Below are 15785 nucleotides of genomic sequence, written 5' to 3'. Positions count from 1 at the left end.
AAAATACACTATATATCATAGCACTATTTAGGTATAGATGCAAATAAATATAGCAAACTATCTTATTCGTTGTCAAGGTCCTTTTTTAAAAGGCTCATCAAGATAACAACGTGATTATATTGCAAATCCTTGGCCGCGTAGACTAATGTCACATTGCCTAGCTTAAGCTGCTCGTGTACTAATCGTTCAAAATCGGGCCAAGCAGGATTAGCTGCAATTTCAGCAAGATACTTTTCTTTAAAAACGGGAAACTTAGCCGGCTCATGAGCAAACCACTTACGTAATTCAGTAGTCGGGGCAATTGCTTTTGCCCAAGTTTCAATGGCGGCGCGCTCCTTTGAAATCCCGCGGGGCCAAATTCGATCAACTAAAATCCGGCAGCCATCTGAGTCTGCCGCCTTTTCGTAAACCCGTTTCATTTGTAGCATATGATTATCCCCTTTTGAATGGTTTATTTGACAATCAATTCGTTTAAATCACCTAAACTAAGGGCAATTTGAGCGATAATCATGAGTTGCGTTAAGCGATTTCGGCGAACCATTTCATCTTTAGCCATAATCATCGTCGCTTCAAAGTAAGCTTCGATTAATGGTCGCAGGGTCTGTAAGATACCGTAATTGGCAGCTAATGGATTCGTAGCAATTGTACCACGTAAGTCTTCAACGGCTGTATAAAGTGCTTTTTCAGCATCATTTTCAAATAATGTAGGATCGACTGTTAACGCCGTTGTTTCAAAATCGGCTTTTTTAGCTAGTCGTAAGACACGCGTAACAGCTTCGATCGTCGCCTTGAAGTCGGGATCATCTTGATGTGCTGAAAGGACTTTAGCGGCTTCAAACATCACAACGGGGTCTTGACTTTGATTCTTCAAGACTGCATCGACGATGTCACGACGCACTTTAGGGCGCATCCCGTTAAAACGTTGACGAACCCGATCCGTTAAGAAGTCACTGATTGCTTCGGCATTTACTGACCAATCAAGGTTGCAATCAGTTTGTTGTTTAATAATCTCGCTCATGGCAGCTTGATAGTCAGCCATTGGGAAGTGCCAGTCTTGGTTCTCTAAAATGCGAATAATCCCGTATGCTTGACGCCGCAATGCGTATGGATCATTTGAACCACTTGGAATCATCCCAACAGCGAAGAAATCAGCGATACTATCAAACTTGTCAGCAATTGCTAAGACGGCCCCGACTTTTGTTGTTGGTAACGCACCTTCAGCACTGATTGGCATGTAATGTTCCCGAATTGCTGTAGCAACAGCTGGTGTTTCACCTTGTAATAAGGCATATTTTTCACCCATAACACCCTGTAATTCGGCAAATTCACCGACCATCCCAGTTACTAAGTCGAATTTGTAGATAGCACTTGCCCGTTGCAAATCAATTAATTCTGCTTCGGATAAGCCAAACTTTTGCCCTAAGAATTGTGCGATTAGCCCAACTCGGGTCATTTTTTCAGCAAGACTGCCAATTTTATCGTGGAATGACACGTTTTTTAATTTGGCAACATTTTGAGCAATGCTTACTTTTTGATCTTCATGGTAGAAGAAATCCGCATCTTCTAAACGCGCCGTAAGGACTTTTTCGTTCCCCGCAATCACGTTTTCCATAAAGTCAGTATTCCCATTGCGAACACCAATGAAGATTGGCAATAGAGCCCCAGCTTGGCTACGGGCATAGAAGTAACGTTGGTTATCTTTCATTGAGGTAATTAAGACTTCTTCGGGAATTTCGAGATACTTAGGGTCGAATTGGCCATAAAAAGCGGTTGGCCATTCGACTAAGTTGGTAACTTCTTCTAACAAGTTAGCGTCTAAATCAACTTGCCAGTCATTTGCTTGCGCCATTTTTTCAATTTGCGTTTGGATCAAGTTTTGGCGTTTGGCTTCATCTGCAATTACGAATTGCGCTTCAAGGGCTGCTTCGTAATCAGTTGCTTTTGCCAATGATACTTCTTGACCTAAGAAACGATGTCCTTGAGTTGTTCGACCAGTTGTGATGTTTAAAATACTAAAGTCAATAATTTCATCATCTAATAACGCAACCATCCAGTGAATGGGGCGAATATATTCGAAGTCATAATCGGCCCAATGCATCCGTGTTGGAAAGGTCATCGCCATAATAACGGTTTTTAATGCTGGCAAAATTGTTTCAACCGGTTTGCCGATGATTGATTTTTCAACATAAACATATTCAACACCTTTTAATTCTTTAAAGGTAATGTCATCAGTTGTTAAACCTTGGCCGCGTACAAAACCTTGCGCTGCTTTACTCCAGTGACCTTCAGCATCAAGCGCAATTTTCTTAGCTGGTCCTTTTGCTTCTTCGTGAATATCGGCTTGCTTATCCGCTAAGTCTTCAATCAAGATTGCTAAGCGGCGTGGTGTGGCGTATGTTTTGATAGCGCCAAATTCTAAGTGTTGTTCAGTTAGAAAATCACGTACTCGTTTTTCTAATTGTTGGATGCTTGGTATTACAACATGGGCTGGCATTTCTTCCAAGCCAATTTCTAATAAGAATGGTTTAGTCATTGTTAACGACCTCCGTGTTTGATTCTTGAGCATGTTTTAAGAGTGGGAATCCCCGTTTTTCACGTTCCGCTACAAAGGCTTGCGCGATTGAGTGGGCCATCCGACGAATCCGTGATAAATAGCCGGCCCGTTCTGTAACGGAAACGGCACCATGGGCATCCAATAAGTTGAAAGTATGACTACATTTCAAGACGTAATCGTAAGCTGGATGGACAAGCCCTAAGTCAATTAAACGTTTGGCTTCTGTTTCGTATTCATCAAAGAATTTCAAAAGCATGTCTTGATTACTATCTTCAAAAGCGTATTTTGAATGTTCATATTCTGGTTCCTTAAAAATATCGCCGTATAACACCCCATTGCCCCATTCAAGCTCAAATACGTTGTCGACATCTTGAATGTATGAAGCGAGCCGCTCAACCCCGTATGTGATTTCACTGGTGACGGGATCACATTGTAACCCACCAACTTGTTGGAAATACGTAAATTGGGTAACTTCCATTCCATCTAGCCAAACTTCCCAACCAACACCAGCACACCCCATTGATGGGTTCTCCCAGTTGTCTTCAACAAAGCGAATATCATGTTCCAAAGGATCAATACCTAGGGCACGTAAGCTATCTAGGTAAAATTCTTGGATGTTTAACGGTGCGGGTTTCATCACAACTTGGAATTGGTGATGTTGGAATAACCGGTTGGGGTTTTCACCGTAACGACCATCGGCTGGGCGTCGTGAAGGTTCTACATATGCTGCATTCCATGGTTCTGGTCCAATTGCCCGTAAAAACGTGTAAGGGCTCATGGTGCCGGCCCCTTTTTCCGTATCGTAAGATTGCATTAACATACAGCCCTTTTCAGACCAAAAGCGCTGTAAGGTTAAAATCATTTCTTGCACATTTAACTTTTTAACCATTTCAATTCCTCTTTTCCGTATTTTGCGCATAAAAAAAGCCTATGCGACTATTAAGTCACATAGGGACGATTACTCGCGGTTCCACCCTACTTCAGCTCCAAGTGAGCTGCTACTTCATTGGTATGACTCCGAAACGCCAATCCACTCAAGTCTTGTTCTAGTTCTCACTCACCTAGAATCACTGTCTGACCATCTTAAGGGACCCTTTTCTTCAACGTCTATTAAGTTGATTACTATTTTAGTCGTCTTTGGGGGTGCTGTCAATTTCTGACGGCATTTTTTTTAATTGTGGTAATTGACGATCGAAACTGTACATTTTATCGATGAATTGCTTACTCTTAAGCGATAAGCCAACAGTATCTTGATAAATACGGTCGATTATCGTCTTCAGTTCCATCTGTGTCGTCTGTTTAACGTTCACTGATTGAATTTGGAATAAATCAATCACTGAAAACAAACGCAAGTAATAAATAGCCCGTTGACTACCGTGAAATCGATTGTGGTCTAAGTGCCAGTGACGTTGACAGAGTAAGCCACCATAATGCTCAGAATAGTCAAACGGTAAATCAGAGCGGCCACAAACCGCACAGACTTGGAGCTGCGGTTGGACGCCAAAGACCTGTAACATCTGAATTTCGATGATGTGCGTAATGACCGCCGCATCAAACCCTTCATCAATTAATGTGAGTGCCTGTTCAATCTTGGGATACCAACTCCCAAGTGGTTCACTGTCTGGAAAACCGACATCGACTAACCCTAAAATATAGGTGGCATATGCATTTAAAAATAAATCGTTACTAATCGACTGAAACTGACTCGCCGACTTCACATTATTTAAAAAGGATAACCCATCATCCCGAATATCCCCACCGTATGCAGCTTGGGTAAACGGTAAAATAGCCGCGCTTAACCGAAATTTCGGTTTGTTCGCACCACGCAAGTAAAACATCTTTTTTCCAAAGCGATCGGTCAAAATTTTGACTAACATATCTTTTTCTTTGTAGTTTTTCCGATACATCACTAGACCATTAAAGTCTTCAAACCGATGTTCCGCCATTTTTAAAGCCTACAATCTCTTTTTATTATAACCAAATTCACGAAGATATTGGTTATTATCACGCCAATTCTTTTGAACCTTAACCCAGAGTTTCAAGTTGACTTTTTCACCGAGCAAAGCCTCAATTTCACGACGGGAGCGAATCCCAATTTCCTTAATGATTGCGCCCTTTTGACCGATAATAATCCGTTTTTGACCGTCACGTTCAACGATGATGTTTGCTTCAATCTGAAGCTTATCATTCACACGGTCTTTCATCCGTTCAACAACCACGGCAACTGAATGGGGCACTTCTTCATGGGTTAATTCAAGAATTTTTTCGCGGATTAATTCACCAACAACGAAGTATTCGGGATGATCGGTCAACTGATCTTCGGGATAGTATTGGGGTCCTTCTGGCAGTGTTTGTTCCAATTCCTTCAACATTTCGGGCACGTTATTACCTTCCAACGCTGAAATTGGATAGACCCCCTTGAAATCTAATTCGTGACGATATTGTTCAATCATTGGTAATAAATCGTCTGGGTGAATCGCGTCAATTTTATTGACGACTAAATAAACGGGTTTTTTAACATGCTTCAATTGCTCCATAATATATTGATCCCCAGGCCCTTTTTTATCAATCCCGCTGATCATAAACAAAATCGCGTCGACTTCGTTAAAAGTTGAAAGAGCGGCTTGATCCATGTATTCATCTAATTCGTTATGTGGTTTATGAATTCCTGGAGTATCAACGAATACGATTTGTGCGTTATCATCCGTATAGATCCCTTGAATTTTATTCCGGGTTGTTTGCGCTTTTGATGACATGATGGCGATTTTTTCACCAATCATTCGATTCATAAAAGTTGATTTACCAACATTTGGTCGGCCAACAATGGCCACAAAACCTGATCGATATGTTTCTGACATAATATTCCCCTTTAGTTAAATATGGCGTGTCCAAAGACAATAACGCCAATCAATAGCGCTAAAATCGCACTGATTAAAACACTGGCTGCACTAATATCTTTAACTTGCTTAGCCAATGGATGGTACTGATGATCGACTAATAAGTCCACGAGATGTTCCATAACTGTATTCCAAAATTCAGCCATAAAAACGATAAAAATCGCCAAAATAATCGCTAACCAATCTAAATAATGTAACTGACAACAAACCCCTAAGCCAATCACAATGAGTGCAAACCAACCATCACGGCGTAAATTAGCCTCGGTCTTAAAGGCGGTCCATAAACCTCTAAGTGCGTGGCAAAGCGACTGCCTAAAATGTTGGTTCTTATCCGTTTGTGGTTTTTTACCGTTGTAATCCAAATTCATCGAGGATCTTCTCCTGTAGTGGAATCATCTGCGCTTCATCTTCACTTTGGATGTGATCGTAACCATTCAAGTGTAAGAAGCCGTGAACCATTGTGTAACCTAATTCACGTTCAAATGAATGCCCATAAGTTTCAGCTTGTTCAGCTGCTTTTTCTAATGAAACAAATAAATCACCGATATTCTTAGGAATGTCAAATAATTCCTCGAAGTTAGCCGGTAACCCTTCTTCTTCAGGATCTTCTTCGATTGCAAAACTGATAACGTCAGTCGCACGGTCAGTATGCCGGTATTCCTTGTTAATTTGGCGGATACGTTCGTTCGTCACAAACGTCACAGACATTTCTGTGTCTTCAGGTAAGGCCAATTGCCGCCCAGCATATTCTAAAATATCTGTGACCAGTTTTACGTTGGCTTTTGCCACTACTTTTGTTTCATCGATAATTTGGATATCCATTCAAGTGTTCCTACTTTCTCATCTTTTCAACCGCCGCGTAGGCGTTAATAATCTTAGCAACAACTGGGTGGCGCACCACATCTTCTGAACTGAACTGCACGAAAGCAATCTTAGCAATATCGTGCAAAATCTGTTCAGCTTGTACCAAACCACTCATTGTTTTTTGCGGTAAATCAATCTGGCTAATATCGCCGTTGACAATCATTTTTGAATTAAAACCAAGACGTGTTAAAAACATCTTCATCTGGGCAGGTGTCGTATTCTGGGCTTCGTCCAAAATAACGAAAGCTTCTTCCAGGGTTCGCCCGCGCATATATGCAAGCGGGGCAATCTCAATGACCCCCCGTTCTAACAAACGTTCAGTATGTTCTTTACCCAAAACGGCATACAGTGCATCATAAATTGGCCGTAAATAAGGATCCACTTTTTCCTTTAGATCACCTGGTAAAAAACCTAGACTTTCACCGGCTTCAACTGCTGGCCGCGTTAAAATAATGCGTTCTACTAATCCCTGTTTCAACGCCGCAACAGCCATAACAACGGCTAAGAATGTTTTCCCCGTCCCAGCAGGGCCAATGCCAAACGTGACATCATTTTGGCGAATTGCATTCACATATTGGCGCTGACCGAACGTCTTCACGCGAATATTTTGCCCTTTACGATCCTTGATTAACGGTTCCGTATAAAGTTCTTGGAAATTAGCAATCGTCCCTTTTTGGGCCATCTTCGTTGCACTCACCACATCACTGCTGTTAAGCTTAATGCCGTGTTGCAACAACGCCACTAGGTTTTCTAAAACAGAAACAGCTTGATTAACTGCCGGTTGTTCACCACGAATAGTAATTTGCGCGTTAAACGCAATCAGTTCGACTGATAAACTTTCCTCGATGATTTTTAAAAAAGTATCGTGTGTGCCCATTAAAGCGGCTGCTAAATTTGGCGTTGCCAATTGAAATAAACGCTCATCTGTTTCAGCCAACAAAGATAACTCCTTCCAGAGTGCTCCTACAACTAATCTAATTCTGAGCATAGTCCAGTGAATAAGCGACTTTAGTCAATTGCTTACTGGACGGCGCACAGCGCAAAAAGCAAGTTGTACCCGCACGTTTCAACTTCATTTATTCTAAAATGAAAACTACCATCATTCTATCACAAACAACAACCGTTTTAAAAGTAGGCAGCCGCGCTATTTCACGAATTTATGGCTAACACTTGAAAACTGAATTAATCACCACAAAAAAACGGGACTTCCTAGAGGAAGTCCCGTCTAAAATTAACTTAATTTTGATTTAACGACTTGATTGACCATAGCGCCATCAGCCCGTCCTTTGACCTTAGGCATGACATATTGCATCACCTTGCCAAAGTCAGCCTTACTTGTCGCACCAGTCGCCTGCATTGCTTCGTCAACAATGGTGATCACTGCTGCTTCATCTAGCTGCTCTGGTAAATAAGCTTGTACGATTTCAATTTCTGCTTTTGTTTGTTCAGCGAGATCGCTACGATCGCCCTTTTCAAACTCAGCTAATGAATCCTTACGTTGCTTAAGTTGTGATGATAGTACACTTAATTCTTCGTCAGAAGATAAGTCTTGCCCCGCACTAATTTTGGCGTTAGTTAAAGCGGTCTTTAAACTCCGAATAACAGCTAATCGCAACTTATCTTTGGCCTTCATCGCCGTTTTCAAATCAGAACTTAGTTGTTCAAGTAAACTCATTCAATCATTTCCTTTATCTAAGAAATTAGAACTTCTTACGTTTTCTTGCAGCTTCTGATTTCAACTTACGTTTTACACTTGGTTTCTCGTAAAATTCACGTTTACGATATTCTTGTATTGTACCAGCTTTTGATACGGAACGCTTGAAGCGACGAAGAGCATCATCTAGAGATTCGTTACTGCGAACGACTGTCTTGCCCATATGATATCCCTCCCCTCGCGTGCTAAATATAACCGTTAACGTTCGTTAAAAATTTAACTTCACGTGAACTGTTCTTTGCTATTATAGCGAATGTTGAAAATACGGTCAATAACCCACAGTGAATTAATTGAATATTTTTTCAAATCTGGCGATTTTTTCAGTAATTATGGTATGATAGCGCTATAAAAGTGAATAAAGGAGCATGCCCTATGCCAGAATCTAAACCATTAACCGTTTTTGTGCTTTCGGACTCAGTCGGCCAAACCGCGCTACAATTAGCACAAGCAGCGCTCGCCCAATTTCCAGATGTTGAACCTGATCTCATTCGTTTCCCCTTCGTTCACACACAAGAGAAACTCATGGACGTATTAAGCAAAGCAATTCCTGAAGAAACCATTGTGGTGCATACATTGGCCACCAAAGGCCTTTCTGAAATTGCTGAAACCTATTGTCAGGCTAAAAAAATTGCCAGTTTCGACATGATGTCGCCAATGACCAAAATGATTACTGCTAAGACCAACCGTATTCCAACGGGAGAAGCTGGTGCCTTGCATCATTTAAACGATCGTTATTTCGATCGAATTTCAGCGATGGAATTTGCTGTCATGTATGATGATGGTAAAGACCCCCATGGTTTCTTAGAAGCCGACATCGTGTTGCTAGGGGTTTCTAGAACATCTAAGACGCCGCTGTCGCTCTTTTTAGCCAACCGCAACATCAAGGTTGCTAATTTACCAATCGTGCCTCAAGCACACATTCCTGACGAAATCTGGCGAATTGATCCTAAAAAAATAATTGGCTTAATGAACACACCAGAAGTGCTCAATAACATTCGCCGAGAACGGATGATTGCTTATGGATTAAATCCTGATACCACTTATTCAGACATGGATGAAATTAAAGCGGAATTAGCTTTTGCTCAAGAGCTCTATGATAAGATTGGCTGCCAAGTCATCAACGTCGCTAACCGTTCGATAGAAGAGACAGCAACCATTATTCTTGAACGTATGGGCCTTGATTTTGCAGGCAGTGCAAACGATCATGTCAACTAAAAAAAGCGTTCAAATCTGAAATTGATTTGAACGCTTTTTTAACTTGTTAATGTTTAATCGTTAAAGAATTTAACACCGCTTTATGCGAAGCTCCCCCTTAAGTTAGCATTCACCGAATTATTTGATTAGCTAGAAAGTCCCGCCGCCGGAGCCACCACCAAAGCCGCCCGATGAGCCACCAGAAAAACCACCGGAACCGCCACTAACACTTGTTGGATTAGCGGCACTGACCGCACTACCAACACTACTATTGAGGGCCGTTGTAAAAGATTGGCCGATATTCAAGCCGCCTGTATAACCGTAGTAATAATAATAACCCAGTGGCATGGTTTGAAGTTGTTCTGGCGTCAATCGCACCTTCAAAGCCTTAACCACCTTGTCAGCAATACCAAAAGCGGTTGCATAGCTCAAATACCGATCCCATAATAATACGTCTGGAACATTCGCCATATCGAGTGTGGAGATATCTTTTAGCATTTGTTTAAACCCCAGCCATTCCCCCCGTTTTTCGTAACCCAATTGCGTCCATAGTTGTAAATGAAATTTACGCCAGAGCGTTAAAAGGAAAACAAGCCCCATCGGAATAAGTGTCCACCAAGCAACTAATTCAATCAAAGCGCCGCAAATCAAAATTAAGATAAGTCCGCCAAGGCCGATTAACCAATAATTCAAACTGGTCATTAACTCAGCAATGTGTTCGCGTAGCCATCCACTACGGTTTACTTCGGTCGTCACTGCTGCTTGCCAGCCATGATAATACTGATTAAATAGCGTCGCACTATGTCGTTTTGGATATTGCTCAATTTCAAATAGACGGACATGCTGCCCATCACCAATCACATCAAATAGCCATGTAATTAACTTTTGCTCTGAATGCGATAACTGATTGCGTGTCATTAACGTTAAAGAAAATTGCGGTGTTTTTTTGTGGAACCGTTTTTTCGTTGGTTCCTGAACATCAATTGTTAGATTCTTTCGCGCAACCAAATCGAGAATTGTTGCCGATAAACTCTCCGTTCTAGCTTGCTCGGTGATTGGTAAGGCCAATAACTGCCGCACAACCGCAGGCCCATTTTTATCTGGTAAATCATAAACGTGTTCGGGTGCCTGGCCGGTATAAGTTATCACTGGTAGCGTTTTGCGGACTTTACGAAAAATTAATACGAACAATACAGGCGCTAAAAGCACTGCCATTACTGATAAAAGCCAATAGCGCCGTTGCTGTGCTTGACGGTTTTGATTGGCTTGTTGTGCCAAACGTGTTTCTTGTTTGATGATGGCTGCTTGACGCGGTTTATCAATCTTATTCGCGTTCTCAGCAGTCACCGCCGTTGGAAAAATAATATGACTTTCGACAAATTGATGCGCCGGATTATTAGCGAGTTGGATTGTCACCCGTCCTTTATCCGGCTCAACAACTTGGTGACCGTCTAAATTACCATGCGTCCATGATTTGAGGTCTGCTTTTTTTAATTTGGCAGGTAGCTGAATAACAATTTGGACGTTTTGCAAGTCACTGTCCCATGCATCACCAATCACTTTCCAATTCAATTCGGCTGTATCGCGATAATTAATAACCAAATTTTGTAACTGATATTTCAATGTAACCGCTAATTGATCACCATTTTGTGCACTTTGGTATAGTTTGAACCGGTAATGCTGTTGCGCATCCGTCAAACTAAAGGTCCCCTCAGTGTTGGCTTCACTTTGACTGAACGGCTGGCCATTAACGGCGACTTGTGGGTTGACCAACTTTTTTGATTGTCCGACGTTTGTCTGGAGATTCTGGTTGATATACATCCCCCGAATAGTATCTTTGATATCAAATACCGTTTTTTGTTCAACTTGCGCACTCCCATCAGGTTGAATATCAACGTTTACCTGATAACGAGTGATTGCATAGGTATCAGCCGCCTGTACTGGCTGAGTGAAAATAAGCGCGCAAAACATCACTATTAAGACAAAGCCGCCAAACTTAATCCGTTTTAATTGCATAGCTTACCTTCATTCTGCTCAATTTTCGTTAATAGATTAGGGTCGAATTGACCCGCTTTGAGCATCGCAATTTCATATGCATATGGTGCAAAACTATGTTTCTTATCTGCACCAACGTACGGGGTTTCTAGAATTTTAGGGACATTAACGAGTTGTTCATGCCGTAAGACATAATTTAATGCGTCAAAGCCAATTTCACCAAAACCAATATTGGCATGCCGATCTTTATGTGCACCTTGCGGATTTTTAGAATCATTTAAATGAACAACTTTCAAGCGGTCTAAACCAATAATATGATCAAATGTATTTAAAATACCATCAAAATCTTCGCGGACGTTATATCCGGCATCATTTGTATGACATGTATCAAACGTCACTGCTAATTTTTCATTATGGGTGACGCCGTCAATCATTTGCGCAATCTCTTCAAATGACCGCCCCACTTCGGTTCCTTTCCCCGCCATGGTTTCCAACGCAATTTGAGCGGTTTGATCAGGCCGTAAAATTTCGTTTAATCCTTTGATAATTTGTTGAATGCCAGCATCTGCGCCCGCCCCAACATGAGCCCCTGGGTGTAAAACAATTTGTGTCGCCCCCAATGCTTCGGCACGTAATACTTCTTCTTGTAAAAAGGAGACAGCAAACTTGAAGTTCGCTGGCTTCACCGTATTCCCTAAGTTAACAATGTATGGTGCATGAACAACAATGGGCCCTAAGTTATGTGCTTCAATATACGGTTTTGCTGCTTCGATGTTTAATTCTTCGATTGGTTTGCGGCGCGTATTTTGTGGCGCACCAGTATAAATCATGAAGGCATTTGCCCCAAAATCAACGGCACTTTTCGCTGATCCTAGTAGCATTTCCTTGCCTTTCATACTAACGTGACTCCCTAATAACATCCGACTACCTCCATGCATTTTGATTACCTCGATTGTCACAGAAAGCGCAACAAAAAGCAAGACGAAAACCAACGCATTAAAAAAGCCCCCCATTCAGTTGAATGAGGGGTGATTTTATTTAATCTTCGGTTCATAGAAATGCCCAAGAATTTTGACGGCTTCAGTCATGCTGACAAACGCATGATCATCTGCTTGGCGCATAACCGTCTCTAAGTCATGCATTTCAAAGCGTGAAATAACGGTGAACAGCATTGTTTTCTCTTCGCGATTATAAGCCCCTTCTACATCATGGACAATCGTAATCCCACGCCGCATTTCGTCTTGAATCATTTGAATGACTATTTTAGGCTTGTCAGTAATAATCATCACTTGTAGTTTTTGTTGGCGCGTGTAAACCATGTCGATGACTTTCCCGTTTACAAAAATACTTAAAATACTATAGAGCGCGTGCTCCCAACCAAAGAGAAAGCCCGCTGCAAACACTAATGCCACATTAAACATGATATTAATTGAGCCTACTGAACGGCCGGTCTTTTTACGTAGTACAATCCCGATGATGTCTAGTCCGCCAGTCGAAATATCGTTTTTCAAGGCCGTCCCAGTCCCAAAACCATTAATCACCGCCCCAAAAATCGCACAGATAATCGGGTTAGTGGTTAACTGTGTAACGGGCATAATTTGCACCATAACACTTGAAAAGACAACGGCAATAAACGTGTAAATCGTAAAATGGTGGCCAATTTTGAACCACGCAAGAATAAACAATGGTACATTTAACACGAATAACATCAATGACGTTGTTAATGGAAACGGTAGAAACGGCATAAATTTCGACGTCACTGTATGAATAAATTGTGCAAATCCGGTAATTCCAGAGGCATAAATGCCACCTTCTTCCCAGAAAAAGTTCAACGCAATTGACACACAAATTCCGTATAAAATGGCTGCCGAAATCTTCGCCATATTTTGATGTTTCCGAGCTAAATCATCCAATTGAATATCACACCTGTTCACTTTTGATGTCTTTCATTCTAGCATACCATTTGTGAATACTAAAGGCTTTCTTGGAATTAATGGGCCCATTTTTCACGAATAAAAGTGCGGCGTGTCCGCTCGACCAATTCAGCTCTGAACGGTTCTTTTTTATAAAAATCTTGATGGTATTCTTCGGCTGGATAAAATGGTTTAGCAGCCTCAATTTGCGTGACAATCGGCTCATTGAAGCGGCCGCTATCGATTAATGCTTGTTTCGAAGCTTCCGCAATTGCACGTTGCTCAGGTGAATTCACAAAAATCACTGGGCGATAACTATCGCCGCGGTCTTGAAACTGCCCCATCGCATCGGTTGGATCCGTTTGTCGCCAATAAATTTCAACCAAATCCGTGTAAGAAATAATCGCAGGGTCAAATGTAATCGCAACTGCTTCAGTGTGCCCCGTCATATGCGTACAAACTGCCTCATAAGTTGGATTAGGGACATGCCCACCTGTGTAACCAGAAACAACTTTGATAATCCCCGGTTGCTGATCAAACGGGTGCACCATGCACCAAAAACATCCGCCAGCAAAAATTGCTGTGTCCTTTGCCATTATTGTGCCCCCTCTTCAAATAAGCTTAGATATTGACCGTAACCTTCGTTTTCAAGTTGTTCAACTGGAATGAACTTTAAGGCAGCAGAATTAATACAATAGCGTAATCCACCAGTTTCTTGTGGGCCATCATTAAAGACATGGCCTAAGTGTGAGTTAGCTTCTTGACTACGGACTTCAGTACGTTCCATTCCATAAGATTGATCCCGACGTTCCGTCAAAGGTGCAATTGGCTTAGTAAAAGATGGCCAGCCACAGCCTGCATCATATTTATCTAACGAACTAAACAATGGTTCATGACTGACAACATCCACGTAGATTCCTTGCTCATCAAAATCATCATATTTACCGGTAAACGGTGCTTCCGTTGCATTTTGTTGAGTTATTGCATATTGTTCTGTCGTTAACCGTTGTTCTAAATCATCTGTCATATCCATCACTCCTTCGTGCTTATCATTATAAGCAGATCCAATCAAATAGCGATAAATATGCTCAAACAAGGGGGGGATGCAGGCCCTCCTGACGAGCCCCTTAACATAAAAAATGCCACCAAATTAACTTTGGTGGCATCTCATGCTTGTTAATTCATATTTAATTGTTGTTGCACTGCCTTGAAGTCCGTATAAACCTGTGCAAGCGGCACCGTAATTTCGATACCACTCATCATATCCTTAACGTGGGCGGTTTGATCAGCCAATTCTGATTCCCCAATCGTAATCACGATTTGGGCATTCATTTTATTAGCGGTCTTAAATTGTGCTTTGGGTTTACGATCGAGATAATCACGATCTGCGCTTAACCCGGCATCACGAATACTTTCGACAATTTGTAGTGTCGTCGCACTCGTTTGCGCCCCGATGCCCACCACATAAACGTCGAGTTTTGGTTCTGGCACCAAAGCTTCGTTTTGAGCATTCATCAATAACAATAACCGTTCAACCCCTAAGCCAAAACCAACACCTGGCATGTCAGGCCCACCAAGTTGTTCAACTAAGCCATTATAACGGCCACCGGCTAAGACAGTTGTGTAGCCGTGGCCCAACACCTTGTTGTTTGTCATGATTTCAAAGATTGTATGATTATAGTAATCAAGTCCGCGCACCATTTCAGTATCGACTTCATACGGGATGTGTAACGTTTCAAGTAAGTGCTTAACTGTTTCAAAATGCGCCGTTGCTTCTGGCGTTAAATAATCTAAAATAACAGGTGCATCCTTCACAATTTCTTGGTCCTTAGCATCTTTACTATCTAAGACACGTAAGGGATTTTTATGCAAACGGACTTTTGAATCATCGCTCAGTTCTTCAAAATGTGGTTCAAGATAGCTCACAAGTGCTTCATGATAAGCTGCGCGACTGGCTGCATCCCCTAAGGTATTGATAGCAAGTTTTAAATCCGTAATATGACATTCGCGTAACAAACGCATCGCCATACTGATGACTTCCACATCAACCGCTGGACTCTCAGAACCAAATGCTTCAACCCCAATTTGGTGGAATTGTCGTTGACGCCCTGATTGTGGCCGTTCATAACGGAACATGGGCCCCATGTAGTACACCTTGTAAGGTTTTTGATATTCGGGCCCATAGAGTTTATTTTCTACGAACGCCCGAACCACCCCCGCTGTTCCTTCAGGACGCAGTGCGATATGCCGATCACCTTTATCCATGAAATCGTACATTTCTTTGCTGACAATATCAGACGTATCGCCTGAACTCCGTGAAAAGACATCATAGCTTTCAAATAGCGGTGTTCTAATTTCGTGGAATTGATAACGTGCAAAAACGTCGCGTGCCGTTTTTTCCACTAATTGCCACTGATTTGAATCTCCAGGTAAAATATCCGCAGTTCCTTTTGGCTTTTGATAGCCCATGATCATTCCTCCAAATCGATACCAAATAAAAAACACCCTGTCGTTGAACAAGGGTGCTTAAATGCACGGTACCACCTTAATTTTAGCTTAATTATATAACGTTGTTGCCAACGGTGTGCGACCACACAGACCTCAAAAGCTGTCTCGGCGTGCCGTTGATTTCTTGCAGCGGTGAAATCATCTCT

At 41.8% G+C, this 15785-nt stretch carries 17 protein-coding genes; 1 reads left to right on the top strand and 16 read right to left on the bottom strand.

Annotation, left to right across the window (positions count from 1 at the left end):
• Window positions 1-62 precede the first annotated feature (62 nt).
• From J7Q78_RS01620 to rpsU, 10 genes are all read right to left on the bottom strand, one after another.
• Complete coding sequence (locus J7Q78_RS01620; protein ID WP_208422776.1) at window positions 63-428, bottom strand: DUF488 domain-containing protein; 366 nt, start codon at window positions 426-428, stop codon at window positions 63-65.
• A gap of 23 nt (window positions 429-451) precedes the next feature.
• Window positions 452-2533 (bottom strand): glycine--tRNA ligase subunit beta, encoded by a 2082-nt coding sequence (gene glyS / locus J7Q78_RS01615; protein WP_208422777.1) that lies wholly within the window; start codon window positions 2531-2533, stop codon window positions 452-454.
• Window positions 2526-3443: a glycine--tRNA ligase subunit alpha gene (gene glyQ, locus J7Q78_RS01610; RefSeq protein WP_004270813.1), complete on the bottom strand. Its 918-nt coding sequence runs from the start codon at window positions 3441-3443 to the stop codon at window positions 2526-2528. The genes glyS and glyQ overlap by 8 nt, the downstream gene beginning before the upstream one ends.
• 238 nt (window positions 3444-3681) lie before the next feature.
• Window positions 3682-4500 (bottom strand): DNA repair protein RecO, encoded by an 819-nt coding sequence (gene recO / locus J7Q78_RS01605; RefSeq protein WP_208422778.1) that lies wholly within the window; start codon window positions 4498-4500, stop codon window positions 3682-3684.
• 9 nt (window positions 4501-4509) lie between these two features.
• Window positions 4510-5412, bottom strand: coding sequence for a GTPase Era (gene era, locus J7Q78_RS01600; protein ID WP_154241943.1), 903 nt, complete (start codon window positions 5410-5412; stop codon window positions 4510-4512).
• A gap of 11 nt (window positions 5413-5423) precedes the next feature.
• On the bottom strand, window positions 5424-5819 hold the full coding sequence (locus J7Q78_RS01595) for a diacylglycerol kinase family protein (RefSeq protein ID WP_208422779.1): 396 nt from the start codon (window positions 5817-5819) through the stop codon (window positions 5424-5426).
• Complete coding sequence (ybeY, locus tag J7Q78_RS01590; RefSeq protein WP_154241941.1) at window positions 5797-6273, bottom strand: rRNA maturation RNase YbeY; 477 nt, start codon at window positions 6271-6273, stop codon at window positions 5797-5799. Before ybeY ends, J7Q78_RS01595 begins: the two co-directional genes overlap by 23 nt.
• A 10-nt stretch (window positions 6274-6283) precedes the next feature.
• Complete coding sequence (locus tag J7Q78_RS01585; RefSeq protein WP_173011536.1) at window positions 6284-7255, bottom strand: PhoH family protein; 972 nt, start codon at window positions 7253-7255, stop codon at window positions 6284-6286.
• A gap of 291 nt (window positions 7256-7546) precedes the next feature.
• Window positions 7547-7990 carry a GatB/YqeY domain-containing protein gene (locus tag J7Q78_RS01580; protein WP_154241940.1) on the bottom strand — a complete coding sequence of 148 codons (444 nt, stop codon included), beginning with the start codon at window positions 7988-7990 and terminating at the stop codon, window positions 7547-7549.
• A 25-nt stretch (window positions 7991-8015) separates the two neighbouring features.
• Window positions 8016-8192, bottom strand: a complete 177-nt coding sequence (gene rpsU / locus J7Q78_RS01575; protein WP_004270806.1) for a 30S ribosomal protein S21 — start codon at window positions 8190-8192, stop codon at window positions 8016-8018.
• 209 nt (window positions 8193-8401) lie between these two features.
• Between rpsU and J7Q78_RS01570 the strand changes: the two genes are divergently transcribed.
• Window positions 8402-9244: a pyruvate, water dikinase regulatory protein gene (locus J7Q78_RS01570; RefSeq protein ID WP_208422780.1), complete on the top strand. Its 843-nt coding sequence runs from the start codon at window positions 8402-8404 to the stop codon at window positions 9242-9244.
• 129 nt (window positions 9245-9373) lie between these two features.
• On the opposite strand, the gene J7Q78_RS01565 is transcribed toward J7Q78_RS01570, so the two are convergent.
• The 6 genes from J7Q78_RS01565 to hisS form a co-directional block, all read right to left on the bottom strand.
• Window positions 9374-11239 carry a DUF2207 domain-containing protein gene (locus J7Q78_RS01565; RefSeq protein ID WP_208422781.1) on the bottom strand — a complete coding sequence of 622 codons (1866 nt, stop codon included), beginning with the start codon at window positions 11237-11239 and terminating at the stop codon, window positions 9374-9376.
• Window positions 11230-12138, bottom strand: a complete 909-nt coding sequence (locus tag J7Q78_RS01560; RefSeq protein ID WP_154244252.1) for a deoxyribonuclease IV — start codon at window positions 12136-12138, stop codon at window positions 11230-11232. Before J7Q78_RS01560 ends, J7Q78_RS01565 begins: the two co-directional genes overlap by 10 nt.
• A gap of 114 nt (window positions 12139-12252) precedes the next feature.
• Window positions 12253-13101, bottom strand: coding sequence for a YitT family protein (locus J7Q78_RS01555; RefSeq protein WP_173011541.1), 849 nt, complete (start codon window positions 13099-13101; stop codon window positions 12253-12255).
• Between the two features lie 107 nt (window positions 13102-13208).
• The gene (msrA, locus tag J7Q78_RS01550) at window positions 13209-13727 is read right to left on the bottom strand and encodes a peptide-methionine (S)-S-oxide reductase MsrA (protein WP_208422782.1); all 519 of its coding nucleotides are present in this window, start codon (window positions 13725-13727) and stop codon (window positions 13209-13211) included.
• On the bottom strand, window positions 13727-14158 hold the full coding sequence (gene msrB, locus J7Q78_RS01545) for a peptide-methionine (R)-S-oxide reductase MsrB (protein WP_407929547.1): 432 nt from the start codon (window positions 14156-14158) through the stop codon (window positions 13727-13729). The genes msrA and msrB overlap by 1 nt, the downstream gene beginning before the upstream one ends.
• A 149-nt stretch (window positions 14159-14307) precedes the next feature.
• On the bottom strand, window positions 14308-15600 hold the full coding sequence (hisS, locus tag J7Q78_RS01540) for a histidine--tRNA ligase (RefSeq protein WP_154241933.1): 1293 nt from the start codon (window positions 15598-15600) through the stop codon (window positions 14308-14310).
• Between the last annotated feature and the right edge of the window lie 185 nt (window positions 15601-15785).

Source organism: Latilactobacillus fragifolii (assembly GCF_905332535.1).
Classification (GTDB): Bacteria; Bacillota; Bacilli; order Lactobacillales; family Lactobacillaceae; genus Latilactobacillus; species Latilactobacillus fragifolii.
This window is presented reverse-complemented; position numbering and strand designations above follow the sequence as displayed.